Consider the following 22,497-nt stretch of genomic DNA (forward strand, 5'->3'; position numbering starts at 1 on the left):
TTCACCTTTTCATAAATATCGAAAACCCGGTTTCCACCGTCGGGACGTGACAGAGGCCCGCAAGCGCGGTAACAGGCGCCAAACCCGGAGGAAGCCCCATGCCACTTGCCAAGCCGTTTGATCGTTCCATCAAGATCGCACCGTCGATCCTCGCCGCTGATTTTGCCAATTTCGGAGCCGAAGTGCAGGCCGTGGAGGCCCAGGGCGCGGACTGGATTCATATTGACGTGATGGATGGCCACTTCGTTCCCAACCTCACCTTCGGCCCGCCGATGGTGAAAGCCCTGCGCAAGCATGTGACCACGGTGATGGATGTGCATCTGATGATCTCTCCGGTGGATGCCTATATCGACGCCTACGCCGATGCGGGCGCCGATATCCTGACCGCCCATGTGGAGGCAGGCCCCCACATTCATCGCACCCTGCAAGCCATTCGCGGCGCGGGGATGAAGGCGGGCGTGGCCCTGAACCCCGGCACCCCGGCCAGCTCGGTCGCCCATGTGCTCGACCTGTGCGATCTGATCTGCGTGATGACCGTGAACCCCGGCTTCGGTGGGCAATCCTTCATCGACATGGCGGACAAGATCGCCGAGTTGCGCCGGATGATCGGCGACCGCGAGGTGCATATCGAGATCGACGGTGGCGTTGACGTGAACACCGCCCCCCTCGTGGCGGCCGCGGGCGCAGACGCTCTGGTCGCAGGCTCCGCCGTGTTCCGTGGCGGCTCGGTGGAAAACCCCGCCCCCTACGGAGACAATATCCGCGCCATCCGTGCGGCAGCCGAGGCTTCGGCGGCCTAAGTCCTAGCCACAGGACTTACCGCGCGGCCTTTGCCCGTTCGCGGGCATCGAATTGCTCCCACAGGTGCATCCGCCCCTTTTGCCGCGCGTCCGCAAGCCAGAGCTTCTTGCGGGCGTCGGGGGTTTCCAAAGCCCGATAGATGCCGCCGGAAAACTTCGGCCAATCCAGCGCAAGACCCTGCTTCACCAGTTCTGCCGACAAATCCCGCCCGTCACTCAGGGTGCATTTGGCGACGACACGGCCATATGCGTCCGTAGCCGTGATCTCGGCTGTAACGACCTGATTTTTGCACAATTCAAACATCGCCCATTTGGCGCGTTTGCCGAAAGGGTGGTTCATTTCCGGCGCGTCGATGCCAAAGAGCCGGATCTGCTTTTTCTGGATTTTTATCGTGTCGCCATCCACGACATAGGCCCTGCCGGAAACGCACTGACCCCGGGGCGTTGGCTGGGAGGTTTCAGCAGAATAGGGCGCGGGCGGCGGGGCTGAGACCCGCCGTTGCGGCGTTGGTTTATAGGCCGGGCGATCTCTTGGCCGGTCGAGATCAATGGTATGCTGATTTGGGGGTGGGGGATTTCCACGACGAAAGAGGTTCACCACTAAAACGATGATGAAGCCCAACGCCACAAATAAAAATAACGTTTCCATGCTCTTACCTAGTCGTTTACCTTAAGGCATAGAGCTTAAAGTTGACGCTAACGTCAAGAGTGGCGGCGCCGCCGAAGGGCGGAGCGGTGGGTGAACCGGGGTGGTTAGGCCCGGTTGCCAAGGGGGTTCTGCCCCCCATGCGAGTGCTCTGAAGTGGCCGCCTATCCTGCACCCGTTTTCCCACAATCCCGTGCCTTTCGGCGTCTTGAGGGCGTGGGCGTCAGGGTGGTCTGAGGAAAGGCGCAAACCGTCCGTGAGTGATGCATCGGAGAAGTTTGTCCTCTGGCTGGGTTAAAAAGTGATTAACGCAATCCGCAGAAATTTGTCGGCGGGTTTCTCATCCCGCCGCCCTCTCCATTTCCTTGTCGGGGCACCGCGCCGGTTTCACTCGTAATTGCAGAAATCTGCCATGGCCGGCGCACCGCCCGTTGTGGGCGACGCAGCCCGCCTTGGGGAAACGCCCCGGCCTCGCCATGACAGCGGACCAACTGCTGCAAGAGGGCAGGTGTCCCGCGCTGTCTCAGCGCCAAGCGCGAGGCTTATTCCGCCATTTGCGCATCAACCTGCGCCTCTTCGTTAATCATCGCCTGTAGCTGCCTGCGGAACCGCAATTGGCCGCCGTCAATCGGCAGGTCGATGTGAGGCGACGTCTTGTTGGCCATGCCCTTCTGCACCTCGTTCAGTACCGCGCGATCCTCTTCGAAGGCGTGCTGCACGTCATCGCTCATCATTTGCGACAATGCCTCATCATCTGGGCGAATGTTGCGCAGTTGGAACCAATAGTACCGCGTGCGGCCCTCGTCGGTGGGGGTCATGAAATTGTAGCTGTCCATGATGAAGGTGTTTTCATGGAGCGGCCCGTCCGGTCCGCCGGTGCCGGCGGGCGTAAACACCGCGCGGATCAGCGCGTGGGACGGGTAGCGCACCTCGTAGTGTTGCAGACGGTCGCAATTGCCCTCAAAATCCACCACCTTCTTATAAAACGGCGCGGGTTCGTGATCCATCATCCAGCGATGGACGATCACGCCGTCATCGGTTTTCTTGATCCGTAGGGGCGTGTCCTTGGTGGCGGGGGCGGCAAAGCTGGATTGGTGGACCCAAGCGACATGGGTGGGGTCCAGCAGGTTGTCGCACATCAGCAGATAGTTGCAGTCCAACTCCATCGCGGCACCGCGGTTGATGCCCCAGACGGGGTTATCGTAGTTCTCGATCTCGAAGATTTCGCTCGCATCGGCCAGCGCCGGGTTGCCCATCCAGATCCAGACCAGCCCGTATTTCTCATGGGTTGGATAGGCGTGGACCTTGGCGTTGGACGGAATCCCGGCAGAGCCCGGCGCCCATACACAGGTCCCCGCGCAGTTGAACGTCAGCCCGTGGTAGCCGCATTCCACCGTGTCGCCCTTGATCCGCCCCCTGGACAGCGGCAGCTTGCGGTGCGGACAGGCGTCCTCCAAGGCGACAAGATCACCGGATTCCGTGCGGAAGATGCAAATCTTCTCACCCAGAACCATGACCTGCTGCAAGTCGTGCGTGACTTCATGATCCCATGCGGCCACGTACCAAGCGTTCTTCAGAAACATGCTGTTACCTCCCCAGAATTCCGGGCAAGTTCAGCCCCTTTTCGCGGGCACAGTCCAGCGCTTCATCGTAGCCCGCGTCGGCGTGGCGCATGACGCCGGTGGCGGGGTCGTTCCACAGCACGTTGCGCAGGCGACGGTCAGCATCCTCGGACCCGTCACAGCAGATCACCATGCCGGAGTGCTGGGAAAAGCCCATGCCGACGCCGCCACCGTGATGCAGCGACACCCACGTGGCGCCGCCTGCGACGTTGAGCATAGCGTTGAGCAGCGGCCAGTCCGACACGGCGTCGGAGCCGTCCTTCATCGCTTCCGTCTCCCGGTTGGGAGACGCAACCGAGCCGCTATCAAGGTGGTCACGACCGATCACGACGGGGGCCGACAACTCGCCATTGCGGACCATCTCGTTGAACGCGAGGCCCAGTTTGTCACGCAAGCCCAGACCCACCCAGCAGATCCGCGCGGGCAGGCCCTGGAACTCGATCCGCTCACGCGCCATGTCCAGCCAGTTGTGCAGATGCGGGTCGTCGATGAGTTCCTTCACCTTGGCGTCGGTCTTGTAGATATCCTCCGGGTCGCCGGACAGCGCGCACCAGCGGAACGGGCCGACACCACGGCAGAACAGCGGGCGGATGTAGGCGGGAACGAAACCGGGGAAGGCGAAGGCGTTCTCCAACCCCTCCTCTTGCGCGACCTGGCGGATGTTGTTGCCGTAGTCCAGCGTCGGGACGCCCTGGTTCCAGAAGTCCACCATGGCGGCGACCTGCGTTTTCATCGACGCGCGGGCGGCGGCTTCGACCGCTTTCGGGTCGCTCTCCTGCTTCTCGCGCCATTCGGCGACGGTCCAGCCCTGCGGCAGGTAGCCGTGGATCGGGTCGTGGGCCGAGGTCTGGTCGGTGACCATGTCAGGCTTCACGCCACGCTTGACCAACTCGGGGAAGACATCCGCCGCGTTGCCGATCAGGGCGACGGACTTCGCCTCTCCGGCCTTGGTCCAGCGGTCGATCATCGCCAAGGCCTCGTCTAGATCGTGGGTCTTCTCGTCCACGTAGCGCGTGCGCAGGCGGAAGTCGGCGCGGGTCTCGTCGCATTCCACGGCAAGGCAGCAGGCGCCCGCCATCACGGCGGCCAAAGGCTGTGCGCCGCCCATGCCGCCAAGGCCACCGGTCAGGATCCAGCGGCCCTTCAGGTCGCCCTCGTAATGCTGGCGGCCGGCCTCCATGAACGTCTCATAGGTGCCCTGCACGATACCTTGCGTGCCGATGTAAATCCACGAGCCCGCCGTCATCTGGCCGTACATCGCGAGGCCCTTCTTATCCAACTCGTTGAAGTGGTCCCACGTCGCCCAATGGGGCACGAGGTTGGAGTTCGCGATCAGCACGCGCGGCGCGTCCTTGTGGGTGTTAAACACGCCCACGGGCTTGCCCGATTGCACCAGCAGCGTCTGCGTATCTTCCAGATCCTTCAGCGCGGCCACGATGGCGTCGAAATCCTCCCAGGTGCGCGCGGCGCGGCCGATGCCGCCGTAAACCACCAGCTCATGGGGGTTCTCGGCCACGTCGGGGTGCAGGTTGTTCATCAGCATCCGCATCGGCGCTTCGGTCAGCCAGCTTTTGGCGGTGATCTCGGTGCCGGTGGGGGGGAAGACGTCACGCAGGTTATGGCGAGGGTTGTTCATCGAGAGCCTCCAAGGGTCGGGGCCAGATCGGCCAATGTAGACAGGATTTCAGTAAGATAGGGGCGGAGTTTCGCGGCTTTGGCATCATCATACTGCCAAGGCGCGGCTTCCTCCGTCAGGTAGGTGGATTGCGCCAACTCCATCTGGATGGCGTGGATATGATCCTCGGGCCGCCCGTAGTGGCGCGTGGTCCAGCCGCCCTTGAAGCGGCCATTTACGATGTCCGAGTAAGGGGAGGCGGCGCAGATCGCGGTGGTGGCGGCCTCGATCTCGGGGGCACAGGTGGTGCCCATATTGGTGCCGGTGTTGAAGTCGGGCAGGGTGCCGTCAAACAGGAACGGAATCCGCGACCGGATCGAGTGGCAATCGTAAAGGATCGCCACGCCGTGCAGATCGCGCACGCGGGTCAGTTCCGCCTCTAACGCGGCGTGATAGGGGGCGTGGAAGGCACTGCGACGGGCCTCGACCTCCTCCGCCGTGGGGGCTTTCTCCCAGATGTCCAAGCCGTCGAAATCCGTCAACGGCACCAGCGTCGTGGTGTTCTGGCCGGGGTAGAGGCTTTCGCCCGAAGGGTCACGGTTGGCGTCGATCACGTAACGGTGGAAATTGGCGCGCACGGTGGTCGCGCCCTCCAGCAACCCGTCGTAAAGGCGGTCGATGTGCCAGTCCGTATCGGCCAGCTTGCGGCCATTGTCGTTCAGCCGCGCCGCCACATCTTCAGGCACAAAGGTGCCGGTATGGGGCAGGCCCAGAACGATTGGGCCATCGCCACGGGTGACGGTCACGGGCGTCATTGCGCGTGGCCCTTCACGAAGCCCGGCAGTTCGACCGAGGCCGCCAGTGTCCCGTCGCGGACCAAGGTGCTCGCGGTCTCGATGGAGGGCGCCATGTAGCGGTCTTCCGCGATGGTCGGGACCTTTTTGCGCAACACGTTGATCGCGGATTTCAAGGCGGGGCTTGTTTCCAGTGGGGCGCGGAACTCGATCCCTTGGGCGCCGCACATCGCCTCGACCCCGAGGATCACATTGAGGTTGCGGTTCATCCGATCCAACCGCCGGGCGGCGTGGGCGGCCATGCTCACGTGGTCCTCCTGGTTGGCAGAGGTCGGCGTGCTGTCGGTGGTGCAGGGATTGGCGAGATGCTTGTTCTCGCTCATCAAAGCCGCCGTTGTGACTTCGGCGATCATCAGGCCCGAGTTGAGGCCGGGATCAGGCGTCAGGAAGGGCGGCAGGTCAAAGCTCAGCGTCGGGTCCACCATCAGCGCGACCCGGCGCTGGGCAATCGCGCCAAGTTCCGACACCGCAACAGCGATCTGGTCGGCGGCGAAACCGACGGGTTCGGCGTGGAAGTTGCCGCCCGACACGATCAGATCATCTTCTACAAGAACCAGCGGATTGTCGGTAACGGCGTTGGCCTCCACCTCCAGCGTGCGGCCCGCGAAGTGCAACAGGTCCATCGCCGCACCGGTCACTTGGGGCTGGCAGCGGATGCAATAGGGATCCTGCACGCGGGTGTCGCCATCGCGGTGGCTTTCGCGGATGACAGAACCCTCCATCAACGCGCGCTGCGCCCGGGCGACGGCGATCTGGCCCGCGTGGCCGCGCAGGGTGTGGATCGCGTCTTGCAGGGGCGCGGTGGACCCCATGATCGCATCGGTCGACAGGGCACAGGTCAGCACGCAGGTCGCCGCGTTACGCCACGCCCCCCACAGGCCCACCAGCGCACAAGCGGTGGAAAACTGCGTGCCGTTGATCAGGGCCAGGCCCTCTTTCGCGCCCAACACAATGGGCGTGATCCCGACTTTGGCCAAAGCGTCTGCGGCTGGCATTCGGACGCCGTCTACCGTCGCCTCGCCTTCCCCAATCATCGCCGCCGCCATATGGGCCAGCGGTGCCAGATCGCCCGACGCCCCGACGGACCCCTGGGAGGGGATCACCGGCGTCACACCCTGCACCAGCATTTCCTGAATGATCTCTACCGTGGTCATCGCCACGCCGGACGCGCCGCGCCCCAGTGACAGCAGCTTGAGCACCATCATCAGGCGGGTTGTCGCCTCGTCCAACGCCTCTCCCACGCCGCAGCAGTGCGACAGGATCAGGTTGCGTTGCAGGGTGGCCACGTCCTTTGCGGCGATCTTGACCGAGGCCAGTTTGCCAAAGCCCGTGTTGACGCCATAGACGGCCTCTTCCCCGTTGGCGGCCTTGGTGACCAGTGCTTGCGCGGCCTTGATCCCGGCATGGGAGGACGGGTCAAGCACCACCGGATGCCCTTCGGCCCAGATGTCGTGCAACTGGGCCAGTGTCGCCGCGCCGGGTGTAAGTGTGATGGTCATAGCGACCCCCTGAAAATACGAGAATGAAGCGGGTTAAACCCGATGCGGTAAGCCAGCTCGGACGGGTGGTGCGCGTCCCAGACGCACAGATCGGCGCAAGCGCCCGCCGTGATCCGGCCTCGATCCGCCTCTCCCAACGCGCGGGCGGCATGGACGGTCAGGCCCAAAAGCGCCTCTAGTGGGGTCATGCGGAACAGGGTGCAGGCCATGTTCATGGCCAAAAGCGGTGACGCAAGCGGGGACGAGCCGGGGTTGCAATCGGTCGCCAGCGCCATCGACACGCCGTGGTCGCGGAAAGATTGGATCGGTGGGGCCTGCGTTTCGCGCAGGGTGTAGAACGCGCCGGGCAGAACAACAGCGACGGTGCCCGATGCGGCCAAAGCTGCCGCGTCCGCGTCGGTTGCGTATTCCAAGTGATCGGCGCTGAGCGCCGCGTACTGCGCAGCCAACGGCGTGCCGCCAATGTTGGACAACTGCTCGGCGTGAAGTTTCACGGGAAGGCCCAGTTCCACCGCCACGTCGAAGACCCGTGCGATTTGCGCCGTGTCAAACGCGATGCCTTCGCAGAAACCATCCACGGCATCCACAAGCCCTTCGCCATGGGCGGCGCGCAGGGTGGGAAGGCAAATTTCGTCAATATAGGCGTCGGGCTGGCCGGTGAATTCGGGCGGCACGGCGTGGGCGCCAAGGAAGCTGGTGCGGACCTCGATGGGGCGTTCCTGAGCGATCCGGCGGGCGACGCGAAGCATCTTCAGCTCGGCCTCCTGGGTCAGCCCGTAGCCGGATTTCACCTCGATCAGCGTCACACCTTCTGCAATCAGCGCATCTACCCGCTTGAGGGCGTCGGCCAGCAACGCATCCTCGGACGCCGCGCGTGTTGCGGTAACGGTAGAGATGATGCCGCCCCCGGCGCGGGCCACGGCCTCGTAACTGGCACCATTGAGGCGAAGTTCGAACTCTGTCGCGCGGTTGCCGCCAAACACCACATGGGTGTGGCAGTCGATCAACGCAGGGGTCACGAGCCGCCCGCCGAGGTCCGTTTGCGGCCCGTCGCGGTAGGCGGCAGGCACCTGTGCGGCGGAACCAACCCAAGCAATCCGGTCGCCGTCCATGGCAATCGCGCCATCGGCAATCAGGCCGTAATCGGCATCGGTTTGTAGGGTCACGACATGGGCGTTTGTCAAAAGCATGGGAGCGACTCACTTGCAAATATACGTGCTTAATGTTTTTATGTGCACACATAATAATCTGTCAAGCGGAGTGATCATGCAGACGATCTGGGCTGAAACGGCGCTATTATCCTCGGGGTGGGCGTCAGATGTGCGGGTGGATGTGGACGATGCGGGCCGCATCAGCGCCATCGAGACCGGCGTTCCGGCAACGGGCCAGCGGGTGCCGATGCTGTTGCCTGCCCCTGTGAACGTCCACAGCCATGCCTTCCAGCGCGCCATGGCCGGGCTGACAGAGAAACGCGGCCCGGATCCCCGTGATAGCTTCTGGACGTGGCGGCAGCTGATGTTCCGCTTCCTCGACCGTCTGACGCCCGACCACATCGAGGCGATTACCGCGTTCGTGCAGATGGAGATGCTGGAGGCGGGTTATGCCTGCAACGCAGAATTCCATTATCTGCATCACCAGCCGGGCGGGGCCGCCTATGACACGTTGGCAGAGACCGCGCACCGGGTGATTGCCGCGTCCGAGCAGACCGGAATTGGGCTGTGCCTGCTGCCTGTCCTTTACCAATTCGGCGGCTGTGACGGGCGCGACTTGGGGCCGGGGCAAATCCGGTTCGGCAACGATCTGGAACGGTATACGGCGTTGCGCGAGGACGCGGGGCGGCTGTTGAACGCGCCGGACGCAAACCTTGGGGCGTCGCCCCATTCCCTGCGGGCTGTGGGCCGGGAAGACCTGGCACAAGTCGCGCAGTTGTTTCCGCAAGGGCCGATCCACATGCATCTGGCCGAGCAGCGGGCGGAAGTGACGGAGGTTGAGGCCGCCTGGGGTGCGCGTCCGGTGGAGTGGGCGTTGCAGAACATGGAGATCGACAGCCGGTGGTGCATGATCCATTGCACTCAGATGACGTCGGAGGAAACCGAAGCCCTGGCCCGCTCACAAGCTGTGGCGGGCCTTTGCCCGATCACCGAAAGCAGCCTTGGGGACGGCATTTTCGACGGCATCCGGTGGGCCAACGCCGGCGGGGCGATGGCGGTGGGGTCAGACAGCAACATCCGCATCGCCTTGGCAGAGGAACTGCGCACGCTGGATTATTCGCAACGGCTGCGCGATGGCTCTCGGGCGGCGTTTGCCAGTGCCGACAAGTCCACCGGGCGGCGGTTGTTTGATGCGGTGCTGGAGGGCGGCGCACAGGCCACGCAACGCCAAGCGGGCAAGTTGGAGGTGGGCGCTTGGGCCGACATGCTGACGCTCGACACAGGGTCCGAGCATCTGTGGGGGCGCAAGGACGACACCGCGCTGGACGCGTGGATTTTTGCGGGCGATGACAGGCTGGTGCGCGATGTTTGGTCTGCGGGCCGTCACATGGTAACAGGCGGACAGCACCGCCGCCGCCCAGAGATTGTGGCCGCCTACAAGCAGACGATTGACGCCTTGAAAGCCGCTCTATGAACAGCCCTTCGTTCCGAAACTGGCAAAGCGTGCAGGACGAGGCGTTGCGCCGGATTCACTCCCGTGAATGGGCCCCGGGGGAGTTGATCCCGAACGAGGCCGATCTGGCCGCAGAGTTCGGCTGTGCTAGGTCCACCGTGAACCGGGCGCTGAGAGCGTTGGCGGAAACGGGCATTCTGGACCGCAGGCGCAAGGCGGGCACACGGGTGGCAGCGCACCCTGCGGCACGGGCCACTCTGACGATCCCCGTGTTGCGCCACGAGATTGAGGATCGAGGAGATGTCTACGGCTATCAACTGGCCTACCGGACGCTGCAAGTGCCGCCGATCAGCGCCAGCGCCGCCATGGGCACGTCTGCGACGCAACAATTGTTGCATGTGCGCGCCCTGCATCTGGCCAGTGGAACGCCCTATGCGATGGAAGATCGGTGGATCAACCCCGAGGTGGCCCCCGAGGCGCTGGATCAGGATTTCAGGGAGATCAGCGCCAACGAATGGCTGCTGCATCATGTGCCCTACACCCACGGCGACATCGCCTTTTCCGCCGTGGCCGCCCCCGATGACGTGGCCGAAGCCCTGTTGTGTGCGGCGGGAGAGGCGGTCTTTGCCATGGACCGGGTGACATGGGACGGCGCCACGTCGGTCACCAAGGTCCGGTTGCTGTTCGCGCCCGGCTACCAGATGCGCACGGCGTTATAGGGCGGCTCCCCCATTGCCTGTGGCGCTGGGGCGGTTACGGTGCCCCCGACAGGGAACCGGGACGCGCAGGCACGGCGCGAGGCGGTTCACCTGGTTGGCGCAAAAGGGGGCGCTACTGATATGAAAATGACTAAATTAGCGACGGGTTCAGGGGCGATAGCACGGGGGTGTCGGCCATGAAGATCTTGATCGTCCCGACCAAAGAGGCCGCGATTGTACGGGCAGCGGATATCGTGGCGGCGGAAGTTGCCGCCAAGCCTGATGCGGTTCTGGGCCTTGCGACCGGGGGCACGATGGTGCCGCTTTACGAGGAATTGGCGCAGCGGCACCGGGCGGGCAATTTCTCGATGGCGGGGGTAACCTCGTTCAACCTGGATGAATATGTGGGCCTCGCCCCCGATCATCCCGGATCGTATCACCACTACATGGCCGAGGCGTTGTTTGACCTGACGGACATGCGCAAGGATCACGCGCATCTTCCCCGCGGCGATGTCGCCGACCCCAAGGCGGAAGCGCTGGCCTATGAGGCGCGGATTGCCAAGGCGGGCGGCGTTGATCTGCAGCTTCTAGGGATCGGGCAGAACGGCCATATCGGCTTCAATGAACCCACGTCGAGCCTTGGGTCGCGCACAAGGATCAAGACGCTGACCGACAGCACCCTGCGTGCCAACCGCCCCTATTTTGACAGTGACGACGCGGTGCCGAAATATGCGATCACGATGGGTATCGCCTCGATTCTGGAGGCCCGCACTTGCCTGTTATTGGGATTGGGAGAGGCCAAGGCGGACGCCGCCGCGGCGATGATCGAGGGACCGATGAGCGCCATGTGCCCGGCTTCGGCCCTGCAAATGCACCCGCAAACCACGGTGATCCTGGACGAGGCCGCCGCCAGCAAGTTGCAATTGACCGACTATTACCACCACGTTCATCCCGGAGGGCAAGAGAGTGAATACTCCTGACCGGATCTTCGCGCGACGTCTGTTTGTGGGCGGCGGCGCAGAGCCGCTGAGCAATCAGATGATCGAGGTGGAAGGCGGCCGTGTGACAGCGGTGCGCGGGGCTGACGCGCCGGGCGATGCGCCCGCCTTTGATATCGTCGCGCCCGGTTTCCTTGATCTTCAGATCAACGGCGCGGCGGATGTGCAGTTCAACTTTGACCCGACCCCTGAGGCCACCGGGAAGATCGCCGAAGGCGCGAGGGTCGGCGGCACGGCGCATATTCTGCCGACGTTCATCACCGCCCCCGGCCAGGATTACCGCCAAGCGATTGCAGCGGTGGGCGACGCCTTGGCGGCCAAGGTGCCGGGTGTTTTGGGCCTGCATCTGGAAGGTCCGTTCCTGTCGCCTGAACGTCCCGGCATTCACCCGGCCGAGGCCATACGTCCGATGGCAGAGGAAGACATCAAGGCGGTGGAAGACGCCGTGAAACTCGGCCCCGTGCTGCTGACCATCGCGCCCGAGTGCCAGGACGCGGGCGTGATCGCGCGGTTGGCGAAAGCGGGCGTGCTTGTCTTCGCGGGCCATTCCGCCGCCACCGCCGACCAGATCGAGGCGGCCGAGGCCGAGGGCCTGCAAGGGGCGACGCATCTGTTCAACGCCATGAGCCAGCTCACCGGGCGGGAGCCGGGGGTTGCGGGGGCCGTCATGTTCTCGGGCAAGTTATTCGCCGGGATCATCGCCGACGGCCATCACGTGGACTGGCGCAACATTGCGCTTGCGGCGCGCGAAATGCCGGGGCGTCTCTTCCTTGTGACCGACGCGATGCTGACGCTGGCAGGCACGGCGCAGGGGTTCGATCTGTTGGGCAAGGCGATCACCTTGCAGGGCGACCGATTGACTGATGTGACCGGGCGGTTGGCGGGGGCCCACGTGGATATGGTAACCTGCGTGCGCAACATGGCGGCCCATGGCGGTGTCACCTTGGCGCAAGCGTTGCACATGGCCAGCGGTATCCCGGCGGCCTCGCTACGGTTGCAAGATGAGCTGGGCCGGGTGGAGGCGGGGTTTCGCGCCTCTCTCACGTGCATGGACGACGCGCTAGAGGTGCAGGCCGTGATGGTCGACGGAGAGATTTTCACCCAAGGGTGAGAGGGAAGGATACCAAGCAATGAACGAGCAGACTTGCATCCTGATTGGCGCCGGAATGGATTGCGGCAAGCGCCGCCGGGGCTGTGTCATGGGGCCGGATGCCTACCGCACGGCAGGCTTGGCGCAAACGCTGGCGGAACTGGGCTGGACGTCCGAGGATCGGGGCAACCTTCCCGGTCCTGTCTGGGTCGACGATGCCCCAAAGGGCGAGCTTCACGCCTTGGCGGAAACCATCGAATGGACGCGCCTTCTGGCCGATGCGGCAGAGGCCGCAATGGCCGACGGCTTCCCGATCTTCATGGGGGGCGATCACGCGCTATCGCTGGGCACCGTGGCGGGCGTTGCAGCCCATGCCGCCAAGCAAGATCGCCCCTTGTTCGTGCTGTGGCTGGACGCGCACCCCGATATCAACACGCCGCAAACCACCGCCTCGGGCAACCTGCACGGCACGCCGATTGCCTATGTCACGGGCCAGGACGGCTTCGAGGGGTTCCCGCCCCTGAAAGCCCCGGTGCCGCCGGAAAACGTCTGTTTCATCGGGCTGCGGTCCGTTGATGCGCCGGAACGTGCGTTCATCACCGAAAGCGGCATGACCGCCATCGACATGCGCCAGATTGACGAAAGCGGGATCGCGGCCCCGTTGCAGGACTTCCTTGCCAAGGTAGAGGCGGCGGGGGGCGTGCTTCATGTCTCCCTCGATGTGGATTTCCTCGATCCCTCGATCGCGCCCGCGGTGGGGACAACCGTGCCCGGCGGCGCGACCTTCCGAGAGGCGCATCTGGTGATGGAGATGTTGCACGACAGCGGCCTTGTGACATCCCTTGATCTGGTGGAGCTGAACCCGTTTCTTGATGATCGGGGCCGCACGGCGAACTTGATGGTGGACCTTGTGGCATCGCTGTTTGGGCGCCGCGTTTTCGACCGTCGGACCCACAGTCGCGCATAGGCGCGTATTTCGCGCTGGTATCTGGGGCCGGTTCGTTCTTGAGTAGGGAAAAGAGGTGCCTTTGCGGCACCCAAAAGGGGGGAACTTGCATGGATTTCGAACTCAACGCCAAGACGGCGGAACTGAAGGCGCGGGTGCTGGACTTCATGGAACGCCATGTGATCCCGGCAGAGCGTGAATACCACGAATTTGTGGATGCCTCGGACGACCGGTGGGTGATCCCGCCGATCATGGAAGAGTTGAAGGCCAAGGCCCGCGCGGAAGGGCTGTGGAACCTGTGGTGCCCCCACGAAGAACATGGCGCGGGGCTGAACAACCTTGACTATGCGCCTCTGGCCGAAGCCATGGGCCAGTCGATCATCGGGCCAGAGGTGTTCAACTGCAACGCGCCGGACACGGGTAATATGGAAGTGTTCATCCAATACGGCACCGACCAGCAGAAAGCCGATTGGTTGGAGCCGCTTCTGAAGGGTGATATCCGGTCGGCGTTCTGCATGACCGAGCCTGACGTGGCCTCATCCGATGCCACGAACGTGCAATCCTCGATCCTGCGCGATGGCGACGACTACGTGATCAACGGGCGCAAATGGTGGGCGACCGGCGCGCCGGACCCGCGCTGCAAGATCCTGATTGTCATGGGGAAAAGCGATTTCGAGGCCGAGCGGCACAAGCAGCAGTCGATGATCCTCGTGCCCATGGACACGCCCGGCGTGAAGATGATCCGCGCGATGAAGGTCTTCGGCTCGGACGACGCGCCCCACGGCCATGCCGAGTTCGTCTTCGACAACGTGCGTGTGCCCGCGTCCAACATGCTTCTGGGTGAGGGGCGTGGGTTCGAGATTGCGCAAGGTCGCCTTGGGCCGGGGCGCATCCACCATTGTATGCGCTTGATCGGCTGCGCTCAGCGGGCATTGGATCTGATGGTTGATCGCACGGCAAGCCGCGTGGCCTTCGGCAAACCCCTGTCCGAGCAGGGCGTGATCCAGCAGCATATCGCCTTGTCCGCCTGCGAGATCGAGCAAGCCCGCCTGCTGACCATGGCTGCCGCCGACAAGATGGACCGTGAAGGCAACAAAGCCGCCCGAGACCTGATCGCCATGGCCAAGATCGTCGTGCCGCAGATGGCGCAAACGGTGATCGACCGGGCCATTCAGGCGCACGGAGCGATGGGGGTCAGCCAGGATACGTTCCTTGCCGAAGCCTTCGCCTATGCCCGCACGATCCGCATTGCAGACGGACCTGATGAAGTTCACCATACAAGCCTTGCCCGTCAGCTTCTCCGCGCTCGGCAGGCAGGTTGAGATGACCGCGACGCCCGCCGATATAGCAGCCCTTGGCCCGTGGCTGGAGGCCCATGTGCCGGGTCTTGGGCAGTGCCGGGGATTCGAAAAGTTCGGCGACGGGCAATCGAACCCCACTTACCGCGTCGACGCCAGCGGCGGCACCTTCGTTCTACGGGCGCAACCGCCGGGGCAGCTACTGCCCGGGGCGCACCGCGTCGACCGAGAGGCGCGGATCATCGGCGGGTTGCACGATACGCCGGTGCCTGTGCCGCGGATCCTGGCGCAAAGCGACGCCGATGGCCCCCTGGGGCGCATGTTCGTGGTGATGAGCCATGTGGCGGGGCAGATCTACTGGGACCCGGCCCTTCCGGGCATGGCGCCGGATGATCGACGCGCCATCTATGCTGCGATGAACCAAGTGCTGGCGGATTTGCACGACGTGGAGCCAGAGGCGGCAGGGTTGGCTGATTTCGGGCGGAAGGGGGACTATTTCCAACGGCAGCTTGCGACGTGGACGCGCCAATACCGCGCCTCGGAAACGGACGGGATCGCGGAAATGGATCAGCTTATCAGCTGGTTAGACGGGAACTTGCCGGAGGATGACGGGCGCTCGGGCCTGGTGCATGGGGACTTTCGGATGGATAACATGATTTTCGATCCCCAAAGCCACCGCGTCGCGGCGGTGCTGGATTGGGAGCTTTCGACCATCGGCCACCCCTTCGCCGATCTGGCCTATCAGTGCATGCAATGGCGGCTGCCCAATGAGGGGGCGTTCAAGGGCTTGGGCGGCGTGGATCGCGCGGCGACGGGCATTCCGGACGAGGCCGATTACGTGGCGCAATATTGCACCCGTCGGGGGCTGCCCGGCATCGAGAATTGGCGCTTTTACATCGCCTTCAGCTTCTTTCGGTTAGGGGCGATCTTGCAGGGGGTTTATCGGCGGTCGTTGGAGGGAAATGCCTCTAACACCCAGACGGCGCATCTGTACGGAAAGGCCGTGCCGATTCTGGCTGAAATGGCGATGGCGGAGGTCCGTGAGGCCCCCTGACATGCCCGATCTTCTATGTGGTCGCCATCCCCGTGGGACGCTGTTAGGTTGCCGCCGAACAAACGGGAGCACGCACATGGGTAAGACAACCACCATCAAATTTCACGACGGCCACGAGATGCCGCAACTGGGCTTCGGCATTTGGCAGGTGCCACAGGAGATCGCCGGAGAGGCCGTGAAAAGCGCCATCGAGACCGGATATCGGATGATCGACGGCGCATACTTATATATGAATGAGCCGGGCTTGGGGGAGGGCGTCAAAGCGGCCTCGGTCCCGCGGGAAGACCTGTTTATCACCACGAAGGTCTGGAACACCGACCATGGCCGCGACAAGGCGCGCGCCTCGGTCGAGCGGAGCTTGAAGAACATCGGCGTGGACCAGCTTGACCTCGTGCTGATCCATTGGCCGGTGCCAAGCCAAGACAAGTACGTCGAGACGTGGAAAGCCTTCATCGAGATGCGCGACGAAGGGATGATGCGGTCTATCGGCGTGTCGAACTTCAACAAGGACCATCTAGAGCGGATCATCGCGGAGACTGGCGAAGTGCCTGTGCTGAACCAGATCGAGGTGAACCCCGAGCTGCAACAGCCCGACATGAGGGCGTTCCATGCCGAGCATGATATCGTGACGCAGGCTTGGACGCCCCTTGGCAATGCACGTTCGTTCGAGGCGGACCCCATCGTCAACGCGGCCAAGCGCACCGGCAAAAGCCCGGCGCAGGTTATCATTCGATGGCATTTGCAACTGGGCAACGCGGTGATCCCGCGGTCCGTCAAACCGCACCGTCAGGCGGAAAATCTGGACGTCTTTGACTTCACCCTGACGGACGCCGAGATCGAGGCGATCACCACGTTGGATGTGGGCCTGCGCACCGGGCCGGACCCGTCGGTCTTCAAAATGATGTAAGCCATAGGGCTTGAGGCGGGCATCCCTTCGGGGGTGCCCTTTACCTTTGCGGTGGCGACCGCGTCAGGCTTTGGGCGTTGCTGCTGCTTGCAGGGCAGAAGCCGCGTGGCGAAGGCCGTTCTGGATGTGCTGTTCCAGCAAAGTGGCGGCAAGATCGGCATCGCGCGCGAGCGCGGCCTCTAGCATCTTGTCGTGTTCGTCGGCCGCGACGGACCCGCGGTGGGTCAGAACCAGCATTTGATAGCGCAGATACTTGTCATAGATTTTTTCGTGCAGGGACAGCAAGTTACGAGAGTTGCAGGCCTGGATCATCGCCAAGTGAAACTCGCCGTCATAGCGTTTCCACGTTTCTTCCTCGGACAGATCACCCGATAGCATTTGCCTTTCCAGCCGCGCCAGTTTGTGACGGGCGGCGACAAGGTTTCCCTCCCACTCTGTATCGCCTCTTTCAATGGACACCCGCAGGGCGTGGCACTCCAACAGGGTGCGCAGATTGGCGATCTCGATCAGGTCATCGTGGGACACCGGCGTCACGAAGAAGCCGCGCTGCTGGGGCGCATCGACGAAGCCGTCGCTGGCCAGACGGCTCAGCGCTTCACGCAGGGTCGAGGGGCTGGCGGGGTAGCGTTGCTTGAGCGTATCCAGCTTCAGTTTCGCGCCCGGTTGCAAGGCGCCAAAGATAATATCGCGCTTGATCTGCTGATAGGTGCTGGCCCCGACCGTGGCGTTTATCTCACTCATCATTCGGGTCCATTTTCAGTGTTTCCAGGGCAGTGCGTGCCCTGCTGGCGTAGCTGTAATATGCTGTAAAATCGAATATTTGTCAAAATATCCGATTTTATTGCGAATCGGAAATGGCTGCCCTAGCATCGCCCGAATATTGGACTTGCCACGGGGCCGGTCGGCATCGCTTTGCAATGGCGTAGGAACGATAAGTGTCAGATAGCGTACGCCTCGCAATTTCGGGATTTGGGTTAATTGGACAGCGCCACGCCAAGGCGGTCGCGGGCTTGCCCGGTGTTGCCTTGGTCGGCGTTGTGGAACCCGGAGAGGTCGAGCGCAGCGCGGCAGCGGCCCTTGGGGTGCAGTGTTATACAGACCTTGCAGAAATGATCGCGGCGCAGGCCCCCGACGGGGTCATTATCGCCACGCCCACACCGTTGCATGCGGCGCAGGCGATGACCTGCATCGAGCGCGGCGTGCCGATCTTGATCGAGAAGCCCCTGGCCCCCTCGGTCGCGGAAGGGGTCGCGGTGGCGCAGGCGGCTGACGCCGGGGACGTGCCCGTTCTGGTCGGCCATCATCGCCGCCACAACCCCCTGATAAAACGCGCGTTTGAGGCGATTGAAGCCGGGGATATCGGCGAGGTTCGGGCGGTGCAGGCGACGTGTTGGTTCTACAAGCCGGACAGTTATTTTGAGAAGGCACCCTGGCGCAAACAGGTCGGGGCGGGGCCGATCTCGGTTAATCTGGTCCATGACGTGGATCTGATCCGCCACCTTTGCGGTGAGGTCCGAAGCGTGCGGGCCGTGGCCGCTCCGTCACGGCGCGGGTTTGCCAATGAAGACGTCGCCGCCGCCGTTCTGGAACTGGAGAATGGGGCGATTGGGACGTTGACCGTGTCCGACAGTATCGCCGCCCCGTGGAGTTGGGAAATGACCGCGCAAGAGCATCCGGTCTACCCCGCCACCCCTGAGAGTTGTTACTTGATCGGCGGATCAAAAGGCGCGCTATCGGTGCCAGACCTGCGAGTCTGGTCCCACGCAGGCCCGGAGCCCGATTGGTGGACACCGATCAGCGCCACAAGCATAACCCGAGAGGCAGCGGACCCATTGGTCGCGCAACTCGCGCATTTTGCGGCCGTCATTCTTGGCCAAACCACACCGCTGGTGTCGGGATGGGAGGGGCTGCGCACGCTGGAGGTGGTGGAGGCCATACAGGTTTCAGCCGCAAGCGGGCAGGTCGTTCGGTTGGGAGCCGACGCGGGCAGCCCCCGACGAGAGGAGGTCATATGAAACGGCTGATATTGTAGAAGAACTCTATAATGTCAGAAAGATACTGCTTAAGACACTATTCACGATCAACTGATCCTTGGGAGGACTCTATGATTACCAATCTTACACGCCGCGCGACGCTGACGGCGGCCCTTGCGGCAACCCTTATGGGCGGCTTTTCCGGCGCGGCTTTGGCCGATGGCCACGCGGTGCAACTGCGCCTGTCTGCATCGGGCTCGGAAACCGACCAACGCTCGGTCGCGATGGCCGAAGTCTTTGGTCCGGCGATTGCAGAATTTGCCGATTACCAGCCAAGCTATAACGCCACGCTCTTTGCCCAAGGCACCGAGTTGGAGGCGATCAGCCGGGGCAACCTGGAGATGTCGATCACCTCGGCGCAGGAACTGGCACAGTTCTTCCCCGAATTCTCGATCTTCACCGCGGGCTATGTGCACCAAGACGCGGCGCACCAGGTCGCTGTCTTCAACGACCCTTTGTTCGAGCCCTTCCACCAGCGCGTGATTGATGAATTGGGCGTGCGGCTGTTGTCGGTCATGTATCTGGGCCGCCGTCAGGTGAACCTGCGCCAGACCCGCGATGAGCTTGAGGTGATGACCCCGGCCGATCTGGCGGGCGTGAACCTGCGGATGCCCGGCACCGACGCTTGGCAATTCCTGGGCAGCGCCCTAGGCGCGTCCCCCACACCGCTGGCTTTCAATGAGGTCTACACCGCCCTGTCGAGCGGCGCGGTAGACGGCCAGGACAACCCGCTGCCAACCGTGGTGGACCGCCGTTTCTACGAGGTCACGAACCAGATCGTCCTGACCTCGCATCTGGTGGACCTGAACTATATCGCCATCTCGGAAGCTGTCTGGCAGGAATTCACGCCGGAGCAACAGGCCATCGTGCAAGCCGCAGCAGATGAGGCCGCGGAATTGGGCCGCACGCGCCAGTTGGCACTGGAAGATGAGTTGGTGGCCTTCCTGGAAGGTGAGGGCATGGCCGTCTACGAGCCTGACGTCGCCGCGTTCCGCGAAGCCGTACAAGCGGCCTACATCGACAGTGAATTTGCCGAGACATGGCCCGAAGGTGTGCTGGACCAGATCAACGCCCTTGGTGCAAACTAAGCACCTGAGTTGACTGACTTTTGATAAATGCCGTCCCGGAGGAAAGACCCATGATCGAGACACTCAGGAAGTGGTTCTCCATCGGGACGGAAGCCATCGCGGGGGCCATGCTGGCCGCGATGTTTGTGACGTTCCTGCTTCAGATATACTCACGCTATGTGCTGCAAGCGCCCTTTGGCTGGACGCTGGAGCTGTGTTTGATCCTGTGGCTCTGGATCGTCTTTGTGGGCTGCGCGTTCAATGTGCGCGACAGCGACCATGTGACGTTTGATATCGTCTACCTGATGGCGCCCCGGCGCGGGCGACAGGTGTTCGCCTTGATCGCAGCGGCGGCGATTGTGGTGGGAATGGCGATCTCGTTTCTTCCGACATTGGACTACATCGACTGGATGAAAATGCGGCGCACCTCGACGGTGAAAAACCCGTTCACCGGGGACCGTATTCCACTGCGCACGATCTTTTCGGTCTACGCCATCTTCATGGTGGCCGTGATCGCCCGGTATGGCTGGCGTTTTGTGGACGTGCTGCGCAACGGCCCGCCCGACGATGAATATGACATTCCCGGAGCAGAGACCGATCCGCCCGCGAAGGCGGAGAAATTGCCATGAGCTATGAACTGGCCCTCTGCCTTGTGACGCTGTTCGTGCTGGCGGGGATTGGCACGCCGATTGGCTATGCGATCATTGTCGCGTCACTGGTCTATCTTGGCCTTGCGGGGTTGGATCTTGCCTTGGCCGGAGAGAAGATCATCCAGGGCCTGTTCGGCAGCTTCGTTCTGTTGGCGGTGCCGCTGTTCATTGTGGCGGCGAACATCATGAACGCGGGCACGATATCGGACCGCTTGCTGGGGTTCTGCGTTGCGGTTGTGGGGCGGTTCCGGGGCGGTTTGGGCCACGTCAATGTCGTGGCCTCGCTGATCTTTTCCGGCATGTCCGGCTCGGCTGTGGCTGACGCGGCGGGGATCGGGAAGATCATTATCGAGATGATGACCAAGGGCGGACGGTTCCCGCGTGGCTATGCGGCGGCGATCACGGCGGCTTCGGCCACGATTGGGCCGATCATTCCGCCGTCGATCCCGATGGTGCTTTATGCGTTGGTGTCCAACACCTCCATCGGGGCGCTGTTTCTGGCGGGGATCGTGCCGGGCCTGTTGATGGGTGTCGTGCTGATGGCGATGAACACCTACATCTCTCACAAGCGCGGTTTCGCGATGGAAGACCCGGTCCCGATGCGAGAGCTTCCGCGTAAAACGGCCAATGCGTTCCCGGCGCTGCTGATGCCGGTGATCTTGCTTTATGGCATCTACGGCGGCGTCACCACGCCGACCGAGGCCGCCGCCGTTGCGGCTCTTTATGCGCTGCTTTTGGCGGGGTTGTTCTACCGGGCGCTGTCTCTTGAGGCGCTCTACCGGATTTTTGTGGAAAGCGCGCGTTCCTCGGCGGCGGTGGGCGTGGTGATTGGCGGCGCGCTGATCCTGAACTTCATTGTCGTGTCCGAGAATATTCCCGCCATGGTTGCTGACGCTCTGGTCGGCATCAACATGCACCCCATCGTTTTCCTGCTGCTGATCAACCTTCTGGTTCTCCTGCTGGGGTGCGTGTTGGACGCCACGACAATCATCCTTGTGATCGTGCCGCTATTCATCCCCGCCTGCCGAGAGCTGGGGATTGATCTGGTGCATTTCGGCGTGTTGGTCGTGGTCAATTCGATGATCGGGCTGATCACGCCGCCCTATGGGATATTGCTGTTCGTGATCAACGCGGTCACCGGCATCCCGTTACGCGAAATCATCGGAGAGATCTGGGCCTTCCTTGCCGTGTTGGTCGTGGCCCTTTTGATCCTTTTGCTGAACCCCGGCCTCGTGCTGTGGTTGCCCAGGGCGTTTGGATACTAGGCACCGCAGACATTCCCACATTGACATTTCTAACCCTCAAGAGGCGGATGTGCCGCCCGTATGGAAAGCTGAGTAGACCCATGAAAAACCCAACAAACCACTTCAAGGCGGCTCTGAAAGAGGGGCGGCATCAGCTTGGCATTTGGAACACCATCGGCGGCAACACGGTGCCGGAAATGCTGGCGGCAGCCGGGTTCGACTGGATGTTGATTGATTGCGAACATTCCGCGGTGGAAACGGTCGAGGTGCAGACGGCCTTGCAGGCGGCGGCAGGGTTCCCCTCGGTCTCAGCCGTGGTGCGTCCAGCGGCAAACGACACGATGCTGATCAAGCGCGTTCTGGATATGGGGGCGCAGACCTTGCTGATCCCCTATGTCGAAACCGCCGAGGAGGCGGCGGCGGCGGTGGCATCCATGCGCTATGGGCCACGCGGTATTCGCGGGATGGCCGGCGTGACCCGCGCCACACGCTACGGGCAGGTGGAAAATTATTTCACCGAGGTCGAAGAAAACCTCTGCCTGATCGTGCAGATCGAAACCGTGAAGGGGATGGAGAACCTGGAGGCCATTGCCCAGACCGACGGCGTCGACGCGGTCTTTATTGGCCCCGCGGACCTGAGCGCGACCATGGGCTTGCCAGGGCAAACAACGCACCCCGATGTGGTGACCGCGATCCTTGACGCCTTCGACCGCTTGGCGGCCCTGGGCGTGCCCTCGGGCATCCTGACGTTGGACGCGAAAGAGTCCAAGCGCTTCATGGATCACGGCTCGGGCTTTACGGCCGTGGGCGTCGATCTGGCGTTGCTGGCCAATTCCGTTGCCGCGTTGCGCAGCAGCTTCTAGCTGCCCCGA

21 protein-coding genes are annotated in these 22,497 nt (G+C 62.9%); 14 read left to right on the forward strand and 7 right to left on the reverse strand.

Annotated features, from left to right (window positions below):
* Positions 1 to 98 precede the first annotated feature (98 nt).
* Entirely contained in the window at positions 99 to 800 is a 702-nt protein-coding gene (rpe, locus tag AADW23_RS06575) for a ribulose-phosphate 3-epimerase (RefSeq protein ID WP_341863720.1), read from the forward strand.
* Between the two features lie 16 nt (positions 801 to 816).
* On the opposite strand, the gene AADW23_RS06580 is transcribed toward rpe, so the two are convergent.
* From AADW23_RS06580 to hutI, 6 genes are all read right to left on the reverse strand, one after another.
* A complete protein-coding gene (locus AADW23_RS06580) occupies positions 817 to 1,206 on the reverse strand; it encodes a thermonuclease family protein (protein WP_341863721.1) in 390 nt (129 codons plus the stop codon).
* Between the two features lie 782 nt (positions 1,207 to 1,988).
* Positions 1,989 to 3,029, reverse strand: coding sequence for an aromatic ring-hydroxylating dioxygenase subunit alpha (locus AADW23_RS06585; RefSeq protein ID WP_341863722.1), 1,041 nt, complete (start codon positions 3,027 to 3,029; stop codon positions 1,989 to 1,991).
* A 4-nt stretch (positions 3,030 to 3,033) separates the two neighbouring features.
* Complete coding sequence (gene hutU, locus AADW23_RS06590; RefSeq protein ID WP_341863723.1) at positions 3,034 to 4,704, reverse strand: urocanate hydratase; 1,671 nt, start codon at positions 4,702 to 4,704, stop codon at positions 3,034 to 3,036.
* Positions 4,701 to 5,498, reverse strand: coding sequence for an N-formylglutamate deformylase (gene hutG, locus AADW23_RS06595; protein WP_341863724.1), 798 nt, complete (start codon positions 5,496 to 5,498; stop codon positions 4,701 to 4,703). The genes hutU and hutG overlap by 4 nt, the downstream gene beginning before the upstream one ends.
* On the reverse strand, positions 5,495 to 7,036 hold the full coding sequence (gene hutH, locus AADW23_RS06600; protein ID WP_341863725.1) for a histidine ammonia-lyase: 1,542 nt from the start codon (positions 7,034 to 7,036) through the stop codon (positions 5,495 to 5,497). The genes hutG and hutH overlap by 4 nt, the downstream gene beginning before the upstream one ends.
* Positions 7,033 to 8,226: an imidazolonepropionase gene (gene hutI, locus AADW23_RS06605; protein WP_341863726.1), complete on the reverse strand. Its 1,194-nt coding sequence runs from the start codon at positions 8,224 to 8,226 to the stop codon at positions 7,033 to 7,035. The genes hutH and hutI overlap by 4 nt, the downstream gene beginning before the upstream one ends.
* Positions 8,227 to 8,302: 76 nt before the next feature.
* On the opposite strand from hutI, the gene AADW23_RS06610 reads away from it, so the two are divergent.
* The 8 genes from AADW23_RS06610 (at position 8,303) to AADW23_RS06645 (ending at position 16,631) form a co-directional block, all read left to right on the forward strand.
* Positions 8,303 to 9,661: a formimidoylglutamate deiminase gene (locus AADW23_RS06610; RefSeq protein ID WP_341863727.1), complete on the forward strand. Its 1,359-nt coding sequence runs from the start codon at positions 8,303 to 8,305 to the stop codon at positions 9,659 to 9,661.
* Positions 9,658 to 10,359, forward strand: coding sequence for a GntR family transcriptional regulator (locus AADW23_RS06615; RefSeq protein ID WP_341863728.1), 702 nt, complete (start codon positions 9,658 to 9,660; stop codon positions 10,357 to 10,359). Before AADW23_RS06610 ends, AADW23_RS06615 begins: the two co-directional genes overlap by 4 nt.
* Before the next feature lie 176 nt (positions 10,360 to 10,535).
* Positions 10,536 to 11,318: a glucosamine-6-phosphate deaminase gene (gene nagB, locus AADW23_RS06620; RefSeq protein ID WP_341863729.1), complete on the forward strand. Its 783-nt coding sequence runs from the start codon at positions 10,536 to 10,538 to the stop codon at positions 11,316 to 11,318.
* Complete coding sequence (gene nagA / locus AADW23_RS06625; RefSeq protein ID WP_341863730.1) at positions 11,305 to 12,447, forward strand: N-acetylglucosamine-6-phosphate deacetylase; 1,143 nt, start codon at positions 11,305 to 11,307, stop codon at positions 12,445 to 12,447. The genes nagB and nagA overlap by 14 nt, the downstream gene beginning before the upstream one ends.
* Before the next feature lie 19 nt (positions 12,448 to 12,466).
* Positions 12,467 to 13,393 (forward strand): arginase, encoded by a 927-nt coding sequence (rocF, locus tag AADW23_RS06630; RefSeq protein WP_341863731.1) that lies wholly within the window; start codon positions 12,467 to 12,469, stop codon positions 13,391 to 13,393.
* A gap of 89 nt (positions 13,394 to 13,482) precedes the next feature.
* Positions 13,483 to 14,694, forward strand: a complete 1,212-nt coding sequence (locus tag AADW23_RS06635) for an acyl-CoA dehydrogenase family protein (RefSeq protein ID WP_341863732.1) — start codon at positions 13,483 to 13,485, stop codon at positions 14,692 to 14,694.
* Positions 14,636 to 15,724 (forward strand): phosphotransferase, encoded by a 1,089-nt coding sequence (locus tag AADW23_RS06640; protein ID WP_341863733.1) that lies wholly within the window; start codon positions 14,636 to 14,638, stop codon positions 15,722 to 15,724. Before AADW23_RS06635 ends, AADW23_RS06640 begins: the two co-directional genes overlap by 59 nt.
* Before the next feature lie 76 nt (positions 15,725 to 15,800).
* Complete coding sequence (locus AADW23_RS06645; protein WP_341863734.1) at positions 15,801 to 16,631, forward strand: aldo/keto reductase; 831 nt, start codon at positions 15,801 to 15,803, stop codon at positions 16,629 to 16,631.
* A 63-nt stretch (positions 16,632 to 16,694) separates the two neighbouring features.
* On the opposite strand, the gene AADW23_RS06650 is transcribed toward AADW23_RS06645, so the two are convergent.
* Positions 16,695 to 17,372: a GntR family transcriptional regulator gene (locus AADW23_RS06650; protein ID WP_341863735.1), complete on the reverse strand. Its 678-nt coding sequence runs from the start codon at positions 17,370 to 17,372 to the stop codon at positions 16,695 to 16,697.
* A 194-nt stretch (positions 17,373 to 17,566) separates the two neighbouring features.
* Here AADW23_RS06650 and AADW23_RS06655 point away from each other — a divergent pair, with 194 nt between their 5' ends.
* The 5 genes from AADW23_RS06655 (at position 17,567) to AADW23_RS06675 (ending at position 22,488) form a co-directional block, all read left to right on the forward strand.
* Positions 17,567 to 18,646, forward strand: coding sequence for a Gfo/Idh/MocA family oxidoreductase (locus tag AADW23_RS06655; RefSeq protein ID WP_341863736.1), 1,080 nt, complete (start codon positions 17,567 to 17,569; stop codon positions 18,644 to 18,646).
* Between the two features lie 89 nt (positions 18,647 to 18,735).
* Entirely contained in the window at positions 18,736 to 19,752 is a 1,017-nt protein-coding gene (dctP, locus tag AADW23_RS06660; protein ID WP_341863737.1) for a TRAP transporter substrate-binding protein DctP, read from the forward strand.
* A 50-nt stretch (positions 19,753 to 19,802) separates the two neighbouring features.
* The gene (locus AADW23_RS06665) at positions 19,803 to 20,360 is read left to right on the forward strand and encodes a TRAP transporter small permease subunit (RefSeq protein WP_341863738.1); all 558 of its coding nucleotides are present in this window, start codon (positions 19,803 to 19,805) and stop codon (positions 20,358 to 20,360) included.
* Positions 20,357 to 21,646 carry a TRAP transporter large permease gene (locus AADW23_RS06670; protein ID WP_341863739.1) on the forward strand — a complete coding sequence of 430 codons (1,290 nt, stop codon included), beginning with the start codon at positions 20,357 to 20,359 and terminating at the stop codon, positions 21,644 to 21,646. The genes AADW23_RS06665 and AADW23_RS06670 overlap by 4 nt, the downstream gene beginning before the upstream one ends.
* Before the next feature lie 80 nt (positions 21,647 to 21,726).
* A complete protein-coding gene (locus AADW23_RS06675; RefSeq protein ID WP_341863740.1) occupies positions 21,727 to 22,488 on the forward strand; it encodes an aldolase/citrate lyase family protein in 762 nt (253 codons plus the stop codon).
* The last annotated feature ends 9 nt before the right edge of the window (positions 22,489 to 22,497 follow it).

It is taken from the genome of Gymnodinialimonas sp. 57CJ19 (assembly GCF_038396845.1).
GTDB lineage: Bacteria > Pseudomonadota > Alphaproteobacteria > Rhodobacterales > Rhodobacteraceae > Gymnodinialimonas.